At 62.6% G+C, this 18783-nt stretch carries 17 protein-coding genes; 12 read left to right on the top strand and 5 right to left on the bottom strand.

Features of this window, described 5'->3' with window-relative positions; translation table 11 throughout:
• Nucleotides 1-177: 177 nt before the first annotated feature.
• The 7 genes from PLU72_11250 (at nt 178) to PLU72_11220 (ending at nt 8725) form a co-directional block, all read left to right on the top strand.
• Nucleotides 178-2265, top strand: a complete 2088-nt coding sequence (locus PLU72_11250; protein HOT28757.1) for a hypothetical protein — start codon at nt 178-180, stop codon at nt 2263-2265.
• 94 nt (nt 2266-2359) lie between these two features.
• Entirely contained in the window at nt 2360-2737 is a 378-nt protein-coding gene (locus tag PLU72_11245; GenBank protein HOT28756.1) for a translation initiation factor Sui1, read from the top strand.
• Nucleotides 2673-3287, top strand: a complete 615-nt coding sequence (locus PLU72_11240; protein HOT28755.1) for a hemerythrin domain-containing protein — start codon at nt 2673-2675, stop codon at nt 3285-3287. The genes PLU72_11245 and PLU72_11240 overlap by 65 nt, the downstream gene beginning before the upstream one ends.
• Nucleotides 3288-3726: 439 nt before the next feature.
• The gene (locus tag PLU72_11235; protein HOT28754.1) at nt 3727-4338 is read left to right on the top strand and encodes a TetR/AcrR family transcriptional regulator; all 612 of its coding nucleotides are present in this window, start codon (nt 3727-3729) and stop codon (nt 4336-4338) included.
• 92 nt (nt 4339-4430) lie between these two features.
• Nucleotides 4431-5525 (top strand): cobalamin B12-binding domain-containing protein, encoded by a 1095-nt coding sequence (locus PLU72_11230; GenBank protein HOT28753.1) that lies wholly within the window; start codon nt 4431-4433, stop codon nt 5523-5525.
• 166 nt (nt 5526-5691) lie between these two features.
• Nucleotides 5692-6726: a PP2C family protein-serine/threonine phosphatase gene (locus tag PLU72_11225; GenBank protein HOT28752.1), complete on the top strand. Its 1035-nt coding sequence runs from the start codon at nt 5692-5694 to the stop codon at nt 6724-6726.
• A 172-nt stretch (nt 6727-6898) separates the two neighbouring features.
• Entirely contained in the window at nt 6899-8725 is a 1827-nt protein-coding gene (locus PLU72_11220; GenBank protein ID HOT28751.1) for a hypothetical protein, read from the top strand.
• A gap of 77 nt (nt 8726-8802) precedes the next feature.
• Here PLU72_11220 and PLU72_11215 read toward each other — a convergent pair whose 3' ends face one another.
• The gene (locus PLU72_11215; protein ID HOT28750.1) at nt 8803-9162 is read right to left on the bottom strand and encodes a hypothetical protein; all 360 of its coding nucleotides are present in this window, start codon (nt 9160-9162) and stop codon (nt 8803-8805) included.
• A gap of 240 nt (nt 9163-9402) precedes the next feature.
• Between PLU72_11215 and hemB the strand changes: the two genes are divergently transcribed.
• The 5 genes from hemB to hemL all read left to right on the top strand — a co-directional run bounded on the left by hemB (nt 9403) and on the right by hemL (nt 13724).
• Nucleotides 9403-10386 (top strand): porphobilinogen synthase, encoded by a 984-nt coding sequence (gene hemB / locus PLU72_11210; protein ID HOT28749.1) that lies wholly within the window; start codon nt 9403-9405, stop codon nt 10384-10386.
• The gene (locus tag PLU72_11205) at nt 10383-11420 is read left to right on the top strand and encodes a radical SAM protein (protein HOT28748.1); all 1038 of its coding nucleotides are present in this window, start codon (nt 10383-10385) and stop codon (nt 11418-11420) included. The genes hemB and PLU72_11205 overlap by 4 nt, the downstream gene beginning before the upstream one ends.
• Nucleotides 11421-11507: 87 nt before the next feature.
• Complete coding sequence (locus tag PLU72_11200; GenBank protein ID HOT28747.1) at nt 11508-11951, top strand: AsnC family transcriptional regulator; 444 nt, start codon at nt 11508-11510, stop codon at nt 11949-11951.
• A 13-nt stretch (nt 11952-11964) separates the two neighbouring features.
• Nucleotides 11965-12447 carry an Lrp/AsnC family transcriptional regulator gene (locus tag PLU72_11195; GenBank protein ID HOT28746.1) on the top strand — a complete coding sequence of 161 codons (483 nt, stop codon included), beginning with the start codon at nt 11965-11967 and terminating at the stop codon, nt 12445-12447.
• Nucleotides 12444-13724: a glutamate-1-semialdehyde 2,1-aminomutase gene (gene hemL / locus PLU72_11190; protein ID HOT28745.1), complete on the top strand. Its 1281-nt coding sequence runs from the start codon at nt 12444-12446 to the stop codon at nt 13722-13724. The genes PLU72_11195 and hemL overlap by 4 nt, the downstream gene beginning before the upstream one ends.
• Here hemL and PLU72_11185 read toward each other — a convergent pair.
• The 4 genes from PLU72_11185 to PLU72_11170 are packed head-to-tail and all read right to left on the bottom strand — an operon-like array spanning nt 13721 to nt 18714.
• Nucleotides 13721-14572 carry a prepilin-type N-terminal cleavage/methylation domain-containing protein gene (locus tag PLU72_11185; protein HOT28744.1) on the bottom strand — a complete coding sequence of 284 codons (852 nt, stop codon included), beginning with the start codon at nt 14570-14572 and terminating at the stop codon, nt 13721-13723. The genes hemL and PLU72_11185 overlap by 4 nt on opposite strands.
• 32 nt (nt 14573-14604) lie before the next feature.
• On the bottom strand, nt 14605-16278 hold the full coding sequence (locus PLU72_11180; GenBank protein HOT28743.1) for a tetratricopeptide repeat protein: 1674 nt from the start codon (nt 16276-16278) through the stop codon (nt 14605-14607).
• 45 nt (nt 16279-16323) lie between these two features.
• Entirely contained in the window at nt 16324-16806 is a 483-nt protein-coding gene (locus PLU72_11175) for a hypothetical protein (GenBank protein HOT28742.1), read from the bottom strand.
• Between the two features lie 21 nt (nt 16807-16827).
• Entirely contained in the window at nt 16828-18714 is a 1887-nt protein-coding gene (locus PLU72_11170; GenBank protein HOT28741.1) for a hypothetical protein, read from the bottom strand.
• Nucleotides 18715-18783 lie beyond the last annotated feature (69 nt).

Here is an 18783-nt window from a genome sequence, read left to right as displayed (position 1 = left end):
ACCTCTACCACATGAAAAATCCCGCAGAGTGTACATGAAACCCCGGAAATGCCGGTTTTTTCAACTCCGATCAATCGCGGCATTATATAGCAAAACATATATGTTGCGCCGATATCCTGAGCCTGCTGAGGTTGATCGAAAAGGAACGAAAGCGAATCCATGAACCGGGAGCCGAAAATGCATTGGCCTGCGGTGGCGGCCTCCTGGATCGTGTGCCTGGCTTTTGTTACCGGTTTATGGCCGGCCGTTGCCTTGGTGGCAGGCTTTCTGGGCCTCGACACCCCGGCGGAGCGTGCCTGGCTGCTGTCGCCGTCGGCAGTCGTCAGCGACCAGCGTCTCGACGACGCCGTCACCGGACTCCGTGTGCGTCGCCGGCTCGAGATGACCGGTGTCCGTGCCACCGTGGAAGGGTTCGGCCTCGTCGGGCGTGCTGATCCCGGGCGGAAGGAGCTGGCGGCGGCGCTGGCCACGGCAGCCGTGGAGATCAGATCCCGACTGGGTCCGATCCCGTTTCATCCGACGGTCGTTCTGCAGGAACTCGAAACATCCGAGGGCCGTTTCCAGGACTTTTTTCACGTTTCCGTCGATCCGACCAGGGATGAGCCCGTCCGGGTGCTGGCGCACGAACTCGTCCACCTGCACCTCTTATGGGCATTGTTGCCGGGGTTTCCTGTCGACTGTCCCCGCTGGTTCAACGAAGGGATGGCGGAGGAGTTGTCGGCCTCGATCACCGAGGGCCGCCTCCGGACGGGGAAACATAACGGATTCGACCGGGAATTGATTCCGCCCGGTGCGCTCATTCCCCTTGCCGAACTGGCTCCCGCCTTCAGTGGAGATGGAGATTTCATCGAAGTGCAGGCCCGACTGGCTTTTAGCCTTCTCCGTGACCAGGTCGGCGAACACGGCATTCGACGGGTGGTCGAGGGGTTGCGCCGCGCTCGTCCATTCAGGTCCGTTCTGCAGATCGTCTGCGGCAGATCGCTCGAGCGGCTGGAAAGAGAATACGAGACGCTTCTCCGGAACCGCGTCGATGCCGGATTCCTGCCGCCGGAAGAAGTCGTGAAACGGCTCGAATGGCATGTGGAATATCGTCCGGGCGGGCGGACCGTCGAACTGGTTTCACGCTGTGCACCGGCCATTGGCAACGCGACAGCAAGCGCGATTCTCGAGAAGATTCGGCTGGTTCTCGCGGAAAAGTGCATGAACGCAGGGCGGCCGGAAGAGGCCGCAGGATGGCTGGCGCCGCTGGCGCGCGCCGGTGTTCCGGAAACGCGCGAACGGCTGGAGACCGCGCGTCTTGCAGCGAAACGCGCGTCCGCTTCCCCTGCGGAGCCGCTTCCGCCACGCCCGGTGCGAAACGAAGGTGCCGGCTGGATTCTTTCCTTCGGTCTCACGTTCCTGCTGGTCGTTTTCTATCGGCGGATGCGCGTCCTGGTGGCCGCGCTGGTCGATGTCTGGTGGAAATCCCGTTCAGCGGGCGCTCTGACGTTGCGCTGGGTGACTCTCCTGGGAAGCACGTTCGGCGCTGCGTGGCTCCTCCGGTTGCTGACCGTGGGCTTTTTACCCTACGCGGGCGTCGATGTCGGCGACGATCGGGGCAGAATCATCCTCGCGGAAGCCCTGGTCGTGATTTCGTGGTTGGCTCTTGCGCGAACGTTCGGCCGGATTGGAGGAGCCGACGGGGTCGCCGTCCGCGAAACGCTGATGCAGACATCCTCCAGGCGTTATGACGATGATACGAATCCCGTGACATGGGGCGTCCTTTGCGTCTCGGCCTGGATACCGGCGATGGCTGCAGCAACGTTCGCCGGCTGGGAACGAACGGAAAACGGGTTTTCCGATCTGGGTTTGACTATATTGATCAATATAACAGCCGGTCTCGCATTCTGGACACTGTTCGGTCGCGTGACGCGCACGTGGCCCGGCCGGAACGCCGGCGGGGGAGCGTGGTGGATCGCCTTCGCCTACGCCCTGTTCCGGAGCGGATTGGGTGGCGACCCCGGCGCCTGGGTGGCGGCCCTCGGCGTTGGAAGGCGATTGGCCGGCGTCAACGGACGATTCCGAAGCGTTTTTTCGGCGGTCGCCCTGGATCTCGCATGGACAGCGCCTCATATCGTGCTGGTCTGCGGTTGGTTCCCCGCGCAGGACCCCATCGGCGGTCTGTTCCTGGCTGCTCCGCCGGGCATTTTGCCCTGGATCCTGCCTGTTCTGGCCGCCTGGTGGCCTGTCTGCCGCGAACATCCGAACGATGCTTCACGGAAATGACGTCAGATACTGATTTTTTTGTCGTCGTGGCCGCCGGGAGAGATGAAATGACGCTTGCGCCCGCGGCGCGGCAAAGGGTGTGCAGGAGGAAGCAATGAGCGGTTCAAAACTCGTCTATACGTCGGAAAACGGAAGAATCTGCCCTGGGTGCGAGCGTCCCGTCGCATCCTGCACATGCCGGCCCGTGAAGAGGCGACAACCGGGAGCCGAAGAGGTGCGTTCGGGGCCGGTTGACGGCATCGCCCGCGTTCAGCGGGAGACCAGGGGGCGCGGCGGGAAGACGGCGACGGTCGTGATGGGGCTGCCCGTCGACGAGGCGAAACTGGCCGAGATCGCCGGAGTGCTGAAAAAGCGCTGCGGTTGCGGCGGCACGGCGAAGGACGGCGTCATCGTGATCCAGGGCGATCATGCCGACGCGATCGTCGATGCTCTCCAAAAGCAGGGCTACAAGGCAAAACGCGCCGGCGGCTGACCTCGCCATGCTCGGGGTGCTCGATCGAATATGCATCAAGCTCGAACAGGGGGAAGCCGTTCCGCCGGCGCATCTCGCACGCATCGGCGAGTTTTTCCATGTGTTTGCCGACACGTGCCACCACGCGAAAGAAGAGGAGTTCCTGTTTCCGGCCTACGAAGCGGCGGGCATTCCTCGCGAGAGAGGCCCGATCGGGGCCATGCTGACCGAACAGCAGGAAGGACGGGGCGCGATCAGCCGCATGAAGTCGCAGCTCGACGGCGTGACCGCCTGTCAGGCCGATGCCGTCGAACGCTTCATTCTCGCGGCTTGGGACTACACGGCGTTTCTTTCCGCGCACATCCAGAAGGAAAATCAGGTCCTGTTCCCGATGGGGGACCGCGTCCTGTCGAGCGATCGTCAGCAGGAATCGCTCCGAGAGTTCGACCGTCTCGAAGAAACGAGAATCGGGGCCGGAAAACATGAAGAGTTCCACCGGTTGATCGAAACCCTCTTTGACGCCTATCCCCCCCAAGCCGCATGCGGAGGCTGCACGGCCTGCTGCTGCTGAGACGCCCGAACAGACCCCGAATCTTCACATGTCGCGATTCCCGCAGAACGAAAGCCAATGCTGCGGTCCCGTTCGTGCTGAGCCTGTCGAAGCACGAACAGCCACTTGCCGGTGGTTCCTCATTTCGCCCTTCGACAAGCTCAGGGCGAACGGTTGGTTTTCATTCTGCAGGTCTCAATAATGTATAACAGAAGATACAATATGAAATCTGCATTATATATGGTCTTGTTTGCAATCATGCTGGGCGCCCTTTTCCCCGCCGTTCTCCATGCGTATTGTGACACGTTTGCAGGGCCCGCTCTCATCGAGGCCAGGGAAGCTCTTGAAAAAGGTGATGTCACTCCTCTGCTCAACTGGGTGAAACGGGGTCCGCGAAGGAGCCCGGCTGCGGCGGTTCCTGCGCGAGTCACGGGAAATGACGAAGGAGTGGAACATCGCCATGAAGCGCCCATCAGCGAATGAACAGAGCCGAAAGAGCGAGATTCTTCTTGCCGCCCGGAATCTGATTTTCCTCGAGGGCGCCTCGAGGCTGACCATGCGCCGGCTCGGCGAGGCGGTCGCCATCACCGAGCCGGCGGTGTACCGCCACTTCCGCAACAAGGAAGAGCTGCTCGGGGAACTCGTCAGATTCATGTTCGACGGCTGGGAGGAAAAGCTGACGGCCCTGAAAGCCGAGTCCGCTTCCGCCTCTGACAAGCTGATCAAGCTTGGAAAACTCCATCTGAACCATCTTTTCGAGCACCAGTTCAACCCCGTGCTGCTTCTTTCCGAGGCCAGCGTTGCGGAGCAGCCGGCGGTCGCCGCCGTTCTCAACGAAAAAGGGGAGCGCATCGCCTCCGTCATGGCGGCGGTGATTCAGGAGGGGTGCACATCGGGAGAATTCCCGCCGGATCTCCACATCAGATCCGCATTGCTGGCCATTCTCGGGGTTCTCCAGGGAAGCCTGATCCGATGGACCCTCACCCGATCGACCCGCGGGCTCGCTTCCGACGTTGACGGAGCGCTCAGGCTCGTCGTCAAAGGACTCTCCGCGCATCCGCCGAAACCCTGACCCATTCCTTTTCCCGAATTTGTCGCCGTTGCGGACAGGGGGCGCGGACTTGTGGCATACTGGATCAAAGTGTTTTCACCGGAGGATTCCGTATGCAACAACTGCTGGCCGATACCGGCCGCCTGAGTCCCATTCCCGCAGCTGCCGCGGAAGCGTATGATGCCCGGAAAGGCCTGCTGACCGAGCGGGTGAACCTGACCCTGATGGCGCGACCGTATCTGACCGACCTCATCGGAACGACGGCCAACGTCGAAATGATGCAGGACAATCACCGCAACCATGCGATGTTTTTGACGACGGTTCTGCATCTGAGCGCTTTCAGGCTTCTCGCATCGATCATGCCCTGGGTTTACCGCACGTATCAGCAGCACGGCTTTTCACACGCGTATTTCCCCGTGGAATTGAATGCGTGGAAACAGGCTATCCGGAATGAACTCATGCCCGATGCGGCTGCGGCGATCCTGCCGGTTTACGACTGGATGCTGGAGCACCATGATGCGGTGCTCCGGATCGCAGACGTGTTGTCGGCTCCCCCCGAGCAGCCCTTGCCCGACGATACGGAGACGTTTCTCGATATCCTGCTGAACCAGGATCTGCCGCGCGCCATCGAGATCGGGGAAAAGCGCCTGCAGCCTTCGTCCGACCCCCGTGCGTTCTATCAGAACACGCTCCAGCCGGCAATGTATGAGGTGGGGAACCGCTGGGAGCGCGGAGAGGTGACCGTCGCCGAAGAGCATCTCGCAACGGCGACGGCGCAGGCCGTCGTGGCCACCCTGCAGGGGAAAGCCGGTCTTTCCCCAAAAACCCGCGGACGGGCGCTCATCTCCGCGGCTGTCGGTGAGCTGCACGAACTGGGCGCCAGGATGATTTCCCATTGTCTCGAGGCCGACGGATGGGATGTCACGTTCCTGGGCGCCAGTGCTCCCATGAACGATCTCATCGGGATGGCGCGCCGGATTCGGCCGCGGTTCATCGGCATCTCGATATCGATGCCCTACCACCTCCACCATGTGAAACGCCTGATCGATGTCCTCGCCGCCGACCCCGAGCTGAATAAAATTCCTCTGCTGATCGGGGGGCAGGTGTTTGCGATGTTCCCCGAAGCCGCTGCCTGCCTTCCCGGAGCCAAAATCGTCGCAACCCCTGCCGAAGCGATCGAACTGGCCCGGGGGTGGGGAATTGGGTGAAACGTCCATAAATATAAATACAGGCTTACCCGCAGGAATTCAGACGCTTCTGAGCCTGTCGGAGAGAGTTTTTCTCGTCACCGTCGATCGCCAGGGAGTGATCCGCAGGTGCAGTGACAGCCTGCGCCGGGTAATGGGCGAACCCGTTCCGCCGATCGGGCGGGATGTGGGAGACGTATTTCTTCCGGCCGCACAGGGGGAGGGTCGGATCTCTCCCGCGGACCTGATGCCCGGCGAGGAAGCCGCCCCGGTTCTCGTCCGCCTCGCGATGAACGGCCGTCCCTGCCGTCTGACGGCCGTTTCGGATGACGACGAGATCTCCTGCTGGGGCGAAGTCATCGGAGACCGCTCCACGACCGGATTGAACGAGTTGAGCGGCCTGACCGGGCAGATCCAGAGCCTCCTGGCCCAGGTCAGAAAGCAGCACGACGAGCTGCAGCAGGACCTCAAGGCGGCCGCCTGGCTTCAGAGCCGGTTCCTTCCGAAGCACGGGCAGATCGCCGATGTGCAGGCCGCATGGAAATTTCGGCCGTGCGCCGGGATCGGTGGGGATTTCTTCAACTTTTTCCCTCTGTCAGACGGAACGCTGGCCGCCTACATCCTTGACGCATCCGGCCATGGCGTGCCTGCGGCAATGATGGGTGTCGCGGCGGTACAGGCGTTGCAGCAACTGATCGGGATCCAGGAGGTCGGAGGAACGAAACGCCAGTCGATGAGCACTCTGCTTGCGAGGCTCGAAGAGGAGTTTCCCATCGATCGGTTCAACAGGTTTTTCACGATGGTCTATCTCGAGATCGACCGATCGCGAAAGCGCGTATCCTGGGTGAACGCCGGGCACATGCCGCCCATTTTCCATCGGAAGGGGCACCCGCCTGTTTCGTTGACCGGCGGTGGCGCTCTCATCGGCCTCGGCAACGCGGGGACAATACTGGAACAGCATCTCGATATGACCCCCGGCGACAGAATCTATCTGTATTCCGACGGTATCACGGAGCGACGAAACGCTTCGGGAGAACTGTTCGACGAAGAACGTCTGCTTGCCTCCCTTGCCCGTGGCGTCGATCTCCCTCTCAGAGACACGGTCGAGATCGCAGTCGCTGACAACGATGCGTTCGGCGCACCCAATCCCGCCGGTGACGACCTGACACTGCTTGGAATCGAGCTTACGTGCCTGCCTGAGAAGCCTGCAACCGGGGACTGATTCTCTCGCCTCCGCATCGAAAGGGAATCGTGACGGCTTCGGTATCGATGTACGTCATCGTACGTTATACGGCGATCGATGTCAGGGAGGGTTTGGGATCACTGGATGATTTCCGATGGTGTGCCGATAATACCTGCAAAAGATGTTCGTCCGGAACAACAAGGAGGCCACCATGTCCATCCCGAGACGGAACGGCGCACCGCCTTTCCCCCAGCGTCACGGGTCAGATATCCCGGGTCACGAGCCTGCACGGGAAGAGGCTGCCGGATGGCGACTGAGCGCCGTCCTGATCGCAGCGGCCCTCGGTCTGAGCACGTTGCCCGTCGCCGAAGCAGGCGGCGCCCTGGACTGGCTCTCGTCGAAGCGGTCGCCGTCGAAGTCGCAGGCCGTCAGCGCAGTTCCTGCACCGGTTCCGCAGGCGGTCTCGCGCCAAACCGCGAAGGTTCCCGATTTCTTTGCTTCCGACGTTCAGCCGGACGTTACCGGCCAGGCGCTGAATCTGGTCAAATTCGTCGAATCGCACTGGACGCATTCCAGAAAGAACCTGGAAACCGTCACGAAGGCCCTCATGGCGAAAGTGCCCGGGAATAAGTGCGGCGACATTGCGGCGAAACTGCTGACGATCGATACGCAGAGCTATAAGGAAGCGGTCAAGGCCGGCGCCGTAGGCATCAACGGCCTCGTCGAGGGAAACCGGGCGCTTGACCGGTTGATCGTCGAACTGAACCGCATCATTACCGCTCCTCGCGAAGAGACGATGGCTTCGCTCGATAAAACGCTTGCGAAGGTTGGCCAGGCGAACCAGAACCAGATGCGCCTCGCACGCACCTACCTTGCCGCGGCGGAACGCCTGATCTCGATGGGCCAGGAGTCATACCAGACCCTCGAACTGATTCCGACCCTGTCGATCGCGCCGCTCGACATCTACGTACAGGCCTCGAAAGCCATCATGAAGCAGGTCCAGTCGAGCAACGAAGCCCTCAAGGGACTCTTGCTCAACATCCAGAACGGATGCGAGCAGGTGACGTCAGGCATCGAGTTGATGACTGCCACGATCAAGACGACGCTTCGCTTCTCTGACCACTTCGCGTTCGCACAGTATCCGCTGATCAACCTGCCGGTGCCGACGCGGGAAAAGTTGTTTTCGCAGCTTTCCGGTCTGAAGAACACGGTGCGCGGTGTCGACAACACGCTTTCGATCGGCGATTCCCACGTGAAGAACTCGACCCAGCAGTTCGCCCATCTCTGCGAAGCGGCGACGGCGAAGATCCGTGATTCGCTCAAGTATATCAACCCGATGGATCCCGGAAGCGGCAATCTAAACCAGATTTCCGGCTACGCGCACAACCAGGTGAGCGGCCTGTATCAGCGGCTCAAGGAAAACGTAGCCGAGATGAAGATGGCGATGGCCAAAGCCGGCCGTGCCGAATCGGCCGGAGCTCCACAGATCGCGCTTGAAAGCGGGGAACAGATGCAGGAGCGCCGCGCGAAAGCCGTCGGCGAAGAAAAACTTCCGATGTTCCTGCTTGGAAACGGCGGGAAAAAGAGCGGCAACGGAACCCCGGAACCCTCGCCGCGCCTTGCCTTGACCCCGGCCCCCCTCGAGGCCCCGGCCACGGACGCTCCCATGGGCCGGACAACATTCCTGTACAGCGAAGCCGGGGACGCGAACGGTGCCGGCTCCCGCTCCGTCGTTCCGGTGGACACGTTCGGGATGGATGAAATGGGGATCATCAGGCAGGAACTGGGCGGGGAGCTGCCCTATATCAACTCGGCGAAGGCAGATGCCGCTCTGAACTCTCTGAACGAGCCGACATCCGACGCGATGATGCTTCCGGACGACAGCGTCGCGAAAGCCGAGTTCTCCGATCCCGGAAGCGCGGACGGCCGCGATCTCGAACTGATGCGCATGGATTCCGCCCCTTCGATGTCCGACGCATCGGATCTCATTCCGATGCTGCGGCTCGACGATGCGGGCTCGAAAAACTTCTCGGAGTAACCCGGGAATATCCTCCGTAAACGAAAAATCACCCCGGCGGGAGAACCCGCCGGGGTGATTTAATACTATCGTCTATATCAGGCGAACGTATCGAGGAACCGTCCGATCAGAAGGGGTTGCTCTCCGCGAATCGGCTGGGCGATCAGAGCTGCGATGACTGAGTTGACGTCGCGGGCGCTCTGGCTCACCGCCCTGGACATCTGGGCGGAAAGTTGCTTCACGGCGTGACTGCGCTGCTGCAGGCGGGAATACTCCGCGGAAGCGGCTTCCTGCGACGCCTGGACGGAGGCGTTCTGATACCGGGTGCGGACCTCGGCTGGGGCCTGTCGGGCCTCGGCCTTGACGCGATTGGCTGTCTGGCTGGCGCGCAACGCTGCCTCGCTCTGCTTGATATCGAGCGACAGGGCGGATTGAGAGGCAGTCAAATCGACTTTCATGGCCGTTCCTCCATGAACGAGCACGATAGGTGTCCTGACAAAAATATATATACGCGGCAAAGGGCCTGTCAAAAAGAAAATACACGAGATACCACAGACAAACACCCGCAAACGAAGACAAACAACGGCGGACATCGGTGTGTGCGCCGGCAAGGTCTGGGATGTACACCCGCGTACGAAAGTGGTATCTTTTTGTGAAGATTGTTGCGCCGGATTTCCCCAGAGCAGGAGGAGCCATCAATGTCGTTCCCACTTCACAGACCGCGTCGGCTCAGAGCGGATAGCCGGATTCGGGCGCTCGTCCGGGAGACGCACGTGCGCCCCGAGTCGCTGATTCTGCCGCTCTTCGTCATGGAGGGGATCAACGAACCCCGGCCGATCCAGGCGATGCCGGGCCATTTTCAGTGGCCGGCCGAACAGATCGACCTCCCCGTCCGTGACGCCATGGCAAACGGTGTCCGGAGTTTCCTCCTGTTCGGGATTCCGTCGAAAAAGGACGCCGTCGCCTCATCCGCCGTCGACCCGGACGGAATCGTCCCGCAGGCGCTGCGCTGGTTGAAGAACGCCTGCCCCGATGCCTGGGTGATTACCGACGTATGCCTGTGCGCCTACACGGACCATGGCCACTGCGGCCTCCTCGACGGGGAAGGTCGGATCCGGAACGACGATTCCCTGCCGGTGCTTGCGGCGATGTCGCTTGCCCACGTCAGGGCCGGGGCCGACATGGTCGCACCGTCCGATATGATGGACGGCCGGATCGGAGCGATTCGGAAAGCCCTCGACGCCGGGGGGTTCGTCGAGACGCCGATCATGGCGTATGCGGCGAAATTCGCGTCGAGTTTTTACGGCCCGTTCCGGGAAGCCGCTCACTCGGCGCCCCAGAAGGGCGATCGCAAGGGTTACCAGATGGACCCGGCCAACGCCCGTGAAGCGTTGCGCGAGATGCGCCTCGATCTCGAGGAAGGCGCCGACGTGCTGATGGTGAAGCCCGGCATGCCGTATCTCGACATTCTCTCCGCCGCCCGCCGGGAATTCGACGTGCCCTTGGCCGTTTACCAGGTGTCGGGCGAGTTCAGCATGATCAAGGCCGCCGCCGCGCGCGGCTGGATCGATGAGAAGACGGCGATCCTCGAGTCGCTGACCGCGCTTCGCCGCGCCGGCGCAGACTGGATTCTCACCTACTTCGCCCCCGAAGCGGCAAAATGGCTCCGGGAGGGCCTGTGAGCGGCAGCCGGCCCGGGTTCCGAAAGCTCCAACTGCTCGCCTGGGAAACGACCCAGGCCTGCTCGCTCGCGTGCCCCCACTGCCGGGCATCGGCGTGTCCGACCCGCCCCGAAGGGGAACTGACGACCGACGAGGGAAAGAAGCTGCTTCGCGACGCCGCGCGAGTCGGGCCGGGAATCGTGATCCTGAGCGGCGGCGAGCCGCTTCTGCGCGATGATTTGGAGATCCTCGCCGCCGCGGCGACGTCGAACGGGCAGACGCCCGTCGTCTCGACGAACGACGGCGCGCTGCTGACGGCCGCGCGGATCGATTCCCTGAAAACGGCCGGCGTGCGGCGGTTCAGCTTCAGTATCCATGGGCCGTCGGCCGATTTCCACGACCCGTTCGTCGGCCGGCCGGGAGCGTTCGACCAGGCGTGCGGCGCGTTCGGCCGCCTGCGCGAAGCCGGTATCGAGTTCCAGATCAACACGACCGTCATGCATGCAAACTGCGAGCGGCTCGCCGAGATGCACGCCTTCGCGACTGCTCGCGGAGCGGCCGCCTGGCACCTGTTCTTCATCGTTCCGATGGGCCGGGCGGCGGGAGACACCGACGGTGCGATGCTCGGCGATCGCGACGTGGAACGCGTGCTGGAGTGGGTCGCGCCGACCGCCGCCGCGTCGCCGATTCCGATCAAGGTCACCTGCGCCCCCCAGTATGCGCGGGTGAGGGCGAAGCTCGGCCTCAGGCAGAACGGCCACGGCCGCGGCTGCATGGCCGGCGACGGCTTCGCGTTCGTGAGCGCGCGAGGCGATGTCAGGCCGTGCGGCTACTTCGAACGCACCGCCGGGAACGTGCGGGAACGGGCGTTCGATGCGTTGTATCTCGACTCTCCGCTGTTCAACGAACTGCGCGATCTCGACCGTCTTGAAGGCCGTTGCGGCGCGTGCCCGTACAAACGCTTGTGCGGCGGCTGCCGGGCGCGCGCGCTCGCCGTCGAGGGACGATATATGGCCGGCGATCCGACCTGTACATTTGAACCTTCCCAAATCTGAAAACAGTGGTATATTTGTACCCGCCGCCCGGCGTTTTTGTGTCCGGCGCCGGCTGTCATTCCACGTGATGCCGAAAGGAATCGGGGCATGGACGAGAAGGACCGCGAGATAATCAGGTTGCTGCAGAACGGATTCCCGCTTGAGCCGGAGCCATTCAAGACGCTCGGCGACAAGCTCTGGATCGATGAAAGCGGCGTCATATCACGCCTGGCGCGCATGATGCAGGACGAGGCGATCAGATACGTCGGCCCGTTTTTCGACAGCCGGTTACTCGGCTATGTGGGCGCCCTGGCCGCCATGGACGTGCCGGCCGAGCGCGTCGACGAGGTGGCGGCCATTCTCGCCGAGTATCACGAGATTACGCACAACTACCTGCGCGATGGCACGCCGAACGTCTGGTTCACCATCATCGCCAGGGACGAGGCGCGCAAACAGGCGATTCTCGACGACGTCAAACGTCGCGGCAACATCGCTTCGATCCAATTGTTCCAGGCGCGCCGGCTGTTCAAGGTCCGGATGGACCAGGACTAGAAAGGGCACGGTCATGAACTTGACGGAACAGGAAAAAGCTCTGATTCGTGAATTGCAGCGCGGGTTCAAACTCGAACGCCGCCCCTTCCTGCGTGCCGCACGCGCCGTCGATATGACGGAGGAAGGCGTGATCGCGAAGGTCGCCGAATGGCTGAAAAACGGGGTGATTCGGCGGGTCGGAATCGCCGTGCGGCCGCAGAAGGTCGGCAACGCCGCCAACGCTCTCGTCGCCTGGAAGGTGCATGCCGAGCGGGTCGAGGAAGTCGGCACCGCCATGGCGAAGCATGCCGAGGTGTCGCACTGCTACGAGCGCGACTGCCCGCCCGGTTGGCCGTACAACCTGTTCACGATGATCCACGCCCGCGACGAAGAGCAGCTGGAGAAGCTGCTCGCGCGGTTCGAGGAGACGCTGGGACTTGAGAAACCGAAGGTGCTGCGCACGGTACGCGAGTTGAAAAAGTCTTCGATGCGTTATTTCGAGGAAAAGGCCGAATGACGACCAATCACGAAGCCGTCATGAACGCCATGCGGGTGTTTCCCGGCGGCGTGAACAGCCCGGTGCGGGCGTTCGCGGGTGTGGGGGGCGACCCCGTTTTCTTCGCTTCGGGTCGGGGGGCGAGGGTCACCGATATCGAAGGCCGCGAGTATATCGACTACGTCGGCTCGTGGGGGCCGCTGATTCTCGGGCACGCCGATCCGGACGTCGTGAGCGCCGTGACGGAAGCGGCCTCGCGCGGTCTCACGTTCGGCGCCCCGACGCTGGGCGAGACGGAGCTTGCCGATCTGATTCAGGAGGCGTATCCCACGATCGAGAAGATGCGCTTCGTCAGCTCGGGAACCGAGGCGACGATGTCCGCGATCCGGGTCGCGCGAGGATATACCGGTCGCGATAAAATCGTCAAATGCGACGGTTGCTACCATGGCCACGCGGACTCCCTGCTCGTCGCGGCCGGCTCGGGCGTGGCCACGCTGGGAATCCCGGGCTGTCCCGGCGTTCCGGCGGATACCGCCGAGAACACCCTCGTGGTGCCGTTCAACGACGCCGCCGCCCTGAAAAAAGTATTCGATGCGCACGGGGAACGCATCGCCGCCGTCATTCTCGAGCCCGTTGCCGGCAATATGGGCGTCGTGCCGCCGCTCGCGGGATATCTCGCCGACGTCCGGCGCATCACCCGCGATGCCGGCGCCCTCCTGATCTTCGACGAGGTGATGTGCGGCTTCCGCGGCGGCTTCCTCGGCGCCGGCCAGGTGGAAGGGGTCGTCCCCGACATGACCTGCCTCGGCAAGATCGTCGGCGGCGGCATGCCGCTCGCCGTCTACGGCGGCAAACGGAAGGTCATGGCCTGCGTCGCCCCGGAAGGCCGCGTCTACCAGGCCGGCACGCTTTCGGGCAATCCTGTCGCCGTCGCGGCCGGGCGGGCAACGCTCGCCCGCCTCAAGACGGACGAAAAACTATATCAGCAATTATTGAAGCAGACGGGCCGGCTGTGCGACGGTCTTGCGGAGATCGCGAAGAAACGGAAGATTCCATGCAGGATCAACCGCTTCGGCTCGATGTTCACGGCGTTCTTCACCGACGCGGAGGTCATCGATTATCGAACCGCGAAAACCGCGGACGTGAAACGGTTCGCCAGGTTTTTCCACGGGATGCTCGCCGAGGGGGTGTATCTCGCGCCTTCCCAGTTCGAAGCCGCTTTCGTTTCGGTCACCCACGGAACGGACGAGATCGAGGCGACGCTGATCGCCGCCGACAAGGTCATGGCGGGGCTCTAGTATCGCGGAACGATCTTGATCGGGTTCGTCCGGACCGCATATCGCGCCGGCTGCCCGTTGATCAGTTCGATTTTCGTGTACAGGTAGTTCATGTTCGTGCGTTCGCGGTCAACGACGACTTCCCGGTATTTTTTCAGGATCTCGATCTCGTGCTTGAGGGCCACCGAGTGGATGCCCACGCGCAGGTTCGTGCCGGCATTCACGCGGCAGAGAATGCGGCTGGTGGTGGCCGTCTCCTGCGTGTACCCGATGTTGTCGATCTGGTTGTAGGTGATCGAGAGCGGCGTCGTCGCCGTGATGTTGTCGTTTCCCTCGAACACGTCGAAATCCCCGCCGGAGATGCCGCCGCCGTCGACCCAGAGGGGTTTGTTGAAATAGAAGGCGAAATAGTCCTGGTCGTTGACCGCCCTGTTGTTGTCGGCGTCGAGCCATTCGACGCGCTGGAGCGCCAGTTCCTTCACATAGTAGTCGCGATAATCGTCGCTCTTGTCACGGAGGTCGATGCCGTCGCTGTAGACGAAGCAGCCGTACGGGTCGAGACGGTAGTTGCGGCCCCACGGATCGATCGGGATGTTCGTCAGATACTGGCCCTGGAGGCCCATGAAATCCTGGTCGCCGAGCATCGGCAAATACGGCGGCTGCGTCGCGAGGGGCCCCTGATAGGGAATATCCTCGCGGGCGTTGTAGAGAACGACGGCTTGTTTCAGGATGTCGAGGTCGGTCTTCGCCTTCGCGATCTTCGATTCCCGGACGTAGTCCTGGTAATAGGGGGCGGCGACGCCGATCAGGATTGCGAGAATCGCAATGACGACCAGCAGTTCGATCAGCGTGAAACCCTTACGAAGCATCTCTCTTCCCTCCAGGAACGGCACTTGCGTTCTCATTTGTTCTTTGCCTTCTCCTTGCGAAGGTCGTTCATCGTCTCCCGAATCAGCCTCAGACGGACTTTCGTCAGTTTCATCATCTGAGACTTCATCGCCAGCTTCTCCTTGCTCGTCGGCGAGTATCGGCGCCAGTAATCGAGCTGTGCCTGGGCATACTGGCGGATCTTGGCGTTCATCTCGAGCGCCTTGTCCCAGTCGCCATCCCTCCTGTACTCTTCGAGCCTGTTTTCCCATGCGGCCAAATCTTCGCCAGCGTCTTCGCGATACTTCAGTTCGTTCAACTGGATGTCGGCCTGTTCCTTCGTGAGATGGCCGGCCTTTTTCAATTCTCTAATATAATATCGAACCTGATCGAGATCGCCGCGCTCGAACGCGAGTTGTTTGAGACCTTCGAGGGCGGCTTCATCCTTCTTGTCGATGGCGAGAAGGTCCCGGTAGGCTTTTTCCCGGACCGCCTCGGTGCCGCCCTGCGCGAGCTCCATGAGGTTGTCGCGGTCGCCTTCCGTCTTTTCCGCCTTGATCTCTTCGATCAGGGCCTTTGCCCGTTCCGACCAGTCTTTTTTGCGCACGATCAGTTCGAGGGCCGCGAGCGCCTCGTCGAGCTTCTCGTCGGATCGGTACAGCTCCGCGATGCGGAACACCGCGTCGCCGCGCTTCTCGTCGGCTTCGAAGCACTTCTTGTATGCCTCGATGGCGGCGTCGGTATCGCGCAGGTCGTCATGCAGACGGCCGAGTTCGAACCATCCGGTCGCCGAATCGGTCGCCGTCCGGATGGTCTTCTGATACTCCTTGATGGCCTCGTCGATCTTGCCCGTCGCATACAGAGCCCGCGCCAGGTCGTATCCGACGAGATTCTTGATTTCCAGGTCTTTCTTCCCGAACTGTTTGGCCTTCTCGAAGGCTGCGGCCGCCTCGCTGACCTTGCCCTGGCTTTCGTAGCTCTTGCCGAGCAGCATCCAGGCCTCGGGGTCTTTCTCGTCGAGGGCGAGGACCGTCTTGAACAGGTCGATCGCTTCGGCCGGCTTTCCCGTGGAATGCAGGGCGACGGCCAGCCCGCGGAGGGTTTCGCGGTTGTCCGGATTCGCCGCGCGTGCGGCCGTGAGCAGTTCGAGAGCCTTCGGATATTGCGCCTCGTCGAGCGCCTTGAGGCCGAGCCGGGTCAGCGCGCCGCCGTGATTCGGGGCGAGCGTCACGATCTTCTCGTAGATCGGTGCGGCTTCTTCGGGTTTGTGACGAGCGACAAGCTGCTCCGCGAGACAATACAGGACGTCGGGCGATTCCGGGAACGCGGCCGCAGCGGCCCTGAGGTGATCCTCGGCGCTTTTCGAGCCGCCCTCCTCGGCGAGCATCATGCCGAGATAATAATGGCACGTTCCGTCCGACGGATCCTGTTTCGAGCGGGCTTTCAGCTCGGAAACGACCGCCTGGCGCTCTTTCGGCGAGCCGACCTGGTACCGCTGCCAGATCGTCTCGTAGTACCGTTCGGGAGACGAGGAGGCGGAGGAAACCGATTCGGACTTCTTCTTCCGGGTCGAGGTGGTGCCGCTCTTCTTGCGTGCCGCGCCGGCCGGCGTGATATCGCCGGAGATCAGGCACAGGCCGAGAGCGAGGACGAGCCCCGTTCCCGCGACATGGCGAAACGACGTGCGCCTGGGCAGGGAATCAGCCATCATGCTCCTCCGTCGGAACGTCACACGAAATGCGAAATGCCCGGTTCAGGGGGTGACCTGGATCTGCGTCACGACCTGGCTCGGACCGAAGACGAGGATGCCTGCGCCGGTCAGGAGCGAGAGAACGGCGAACGCGGCGATCAGGAAGATCATGTTCGTGTGGAACGAGACGAACCGTTCGCGGATCTTCGGTTTGACGACACGCTTGATCGAGAAGCCGAGCACCATCGACATGACCAGACAGCCGAAACCGAGGGTGCCGATATATCCGTGTCCGTACGTCTGGCCGAAGGGAACCACGATTTCGGGATACACCATTCCGGTCATGACCGCGCCGCCGATGAGTCCGGCGAAGCAGTAGCCGGTCAGGATCATTCCCCAGAACCGGTGCGTCGCCCGCGACGTTTCGGCATCGGCTTCGTCGCCGGCGATGCGACCGTGACGATCCAGCAGGCTCATTCCCAGCGAACGCTGTTTGTACAGCCAGAAGATGAAGCCGAGCATAAATATCGGATGCAATAGTTTCATGTCAGCTCTCCGGGATGCGCGTCAGATCTTGAATTTGCTGATGTCGAAATCGTCGAGGGCGAACGGGTCTTTTTTCGGCTTCTCGCCCGGCTTGGCGGGGGCCTTGTCCTTGGGCGCCGGTTCGATGGGCGCGTCGAGATCGAGGAAGCCGCCAAGATTGAGGGGATCGGCTGGGGCCGGTTCGGGCTTCGCCGGTTTGGCCGGGGCGGCGGGGGTGCCGGGGCCGGCGGCCGGCTTCGCCGAGGGCTTCTGGAAGATGTCCATGATGTCAAGATCGAGCGCTGCGAGGTCGTCGACGCCATCTTTCGCCCCGCCGGCAGGTTTCGAACCCTTTCCGCCGCCCGCCTCGATTTCGGAAAACAGCGATGCGAAGGGATCGCCGGCGTCTTTCTGCGGCTTGCCGCCTTTTGCGGCAGGCGCTCCGGATGCCGGTTTCATCGGAGGAAGCGGAGTTTCGTCGTCCTCGGCAGGCGCAGGCTTCATGGGGGGCAACGGCGTTTCCTCGTCGGCGGGAAGAACCGGTTGCGGACGGGGCGCCGGTTTTTTCTGCGCGGGCGTCGGAGCCGGTTCCGGCGCTTTGGGCTTCAACGGAGGAAGCAGCGAGTCGTCGAAGTCGCCTTGGACCGGTTCCGCCGCCGGTTTCGTCGGCGGCAGGGATTCGCCAAGAGGCGCGGCCGGCTTCGCAGGCGGGACGTCCCTGGGAGCAGGCGATGCCGCGGGAGGAGCCGGCTGTTTCGCCCGACTGTCGGGCGCTTTCGGCTTGATCGGAGGAAGCATCGAAATATCGAAAAAGTCGTCACCCGCTTCCTGCTTTGGCGGTGCGGGTGAAACAGGCTTTGCAGGCTTCGGCGGCTGGGCGGGCGGAACCGGCTTTGCAGGTTTCGGCGCCTCGGCGGCATGAACGAGCTCGGCAGGCGGTTCCATGGCAGGTGTGACGGCGGGAGATGCCTGCTCCCTCGGCGGAGCCGATGACGGCTCGGGAACCGCATGAGGAACGGCGGATTCCGGTTCCGGGAGCGTTCCGGGAAGCTCGGGCCGGAAGTCGGCAGGCCCGGACGGCTCGAGGGGAGGGACCGGAGCCGGATGGGCGGGAGCCTTTGGCCCGGCTGGCGCCGGAACGGGCTTCACCGGGGTGAATTTCTCCGGGGCGATCGGGTGCGGCGCAGGTTTCAACGGAGACGGCCTGCCGATGCCCGGTGCCGGTGCGGGCGGAACGGGCTTGGGCGGAAACGCCTTTCCGAAGTCGGGGGCCGGGGCGGGCGTCGGCGGTTTGTCCGGTATCTGGGCTTCGGGGGGCGGCGTCACGGGCGTCGGACCGATGGGTCTCAACGGGGTGGGCGTGATCTGCCGCGCGGCTTCCTTCCCTGCGCCGGCGGGTGTCGGCGGGGAGAAGGGGCCGGTGGGTTTGAGCGGCTCGCCGGGCTTGATCGGAGTCGGTTTCAGAGGCTCGATTTTGCGCGGAAGCGGCTTCAGCAGCGCCGGGCCGGTCGCGACGGGGCGGCGCTGCTGGGCGGCCTGAGGGAGACCGGCGACGAGCGGCTTTCCGCAGCAGGGGCAGAATTTGAAGACCGTGTGACAGTCGGGGCAGTGAAACCCCTCGCCGCCGGCTGCGCCGTGTGAGGCAGGGGTGGTTTTCGACTCCCATTTGCCGAAAACGTTTTTCGACCAGTTCTCGAGTTCGAACTTCAGCTCTTTCACGCCGCGTTGCGAGCGCAACGTGGATTCGATGAACTTTATCTCGACGGCCGTTTCGTCGGGGGTCTTGTCGAGCCCGATGAAGGCCAGATCGCCGGTGAAGGTGACGACGCCGTTCGAAACGGTGAATTTGAGCTTGCCGAGATCGACACGCCGGCCGGATAATTCGCGCCTGATGCCGGCACTGATCTCAAGATCCGTAACCTCCCGCACTCCGTCACCTCCGCGGCTGGGGCGATTTCACATTCCCCCGTGGCTTTTGAATACCCACACAGAAAAGAA

Source organism: Candidatus Ozemobacteraceae bacterium (genome assembly GCA_035373905.1).
GTDB lineage: Bacteria > Muiribacteriota > Ozemobacteria > Ozemobacterales > Ozemobacteraceae > MWAR01.
This window is presented reverse-complemented; position numbering and strand designations above follow the sequence as displayed.

Coding starts and splice junctions, on each gene's coding strand:
- PLU72_11250 (HOT28757.1), top strand. CDS start 178: ATGCATTGGCCTGCGGTGGCGGCCTCCTGGATCGTGTGCCTGGCTTTT.
- PLU72_11245 (HOT28756.1), top strand. CDS start 2,360: ATGAGCGGTTCAAAACTCGTCTATACGTCGGAAAACGGAAGAATCTGC.
- PLU72_11240 (HOT28755.1), top strand. CDS start 2,673: ATGCCGACGCGATCGTCGATGCTCTCCAAAAGCAGGGCTACAAGGCAA.
- PLU72_11235 (HOT28754.1), top strand. CDS start 3,727: ATGAAGCGCCCATCAGCGAATGAACAGAGCCGAAAGAGCGAGATTCTT.
- PLU72_11230 (HOT28753.1), top strand. CDS start 4,431: ATGCAACAACTGCTGGCCGATACCGGCCGCCTGAGTCCCATTCCCGCA.
- PLU72_11220 (HOT28751.1), top strand. CDS start 6,899: ATGTCCATCCCGAGACGGAACGGCGCACCGCCTTTCCCCCAGCGTCAC.
- PLU72_11215 (HOT28750.1), bottom strand. CDS start 9,162: ATGAAAGTCGATTTGACTGCCTCTCAATCCGCCCTGTCGCTCGATATC.
- hemB (HOT28749.1), top strand. CDS start 9,403: ATGTCGTTCCCACTTCACAGACCGCGTCGGCTCAGAGCGGATAGCCGG.
- PLU72_11200 (HOT28747.1), top strand. CDS start 11,508: ATGGACGAGAAGGACCGCGAGATAATCAGGTTGCTGCAGAACGGATTC.
- PLU72_11195 (HOT28746.1), top strand. CDS start 11,965: ATGAACTTGACGGAACAGGAAAAAGCTCTGATTCGTGAATTGCAGCGC.
- hemL (HOT28745.1), top strand. CDS start 12,444: ATGACGACCAATCACGAAGCCGTCATGAACGCCATGCGGGTGTTTCCC.
- PLU72_11185 (HOT28744.1), bottom strand. CDS start 14,572: ATGCTTCGTAAGGGTTTCACGCTGATCGAACTGCTGGTCGTCATTGCG.
- PLU72_11180 (HOT28743.1), bottom strand. CDS start 16,278: ATGGCTGATTCCCTGCCCAGGCGCACGTCGTTTCGCCATGTCGCGGGA.
- PLU72_11175 (HOT28742.1), bottom strand. CDS start 16,806: ATGAAACTATTGCATCCGATATTTATGCTCGGCTTCATCTTCTGGCTG.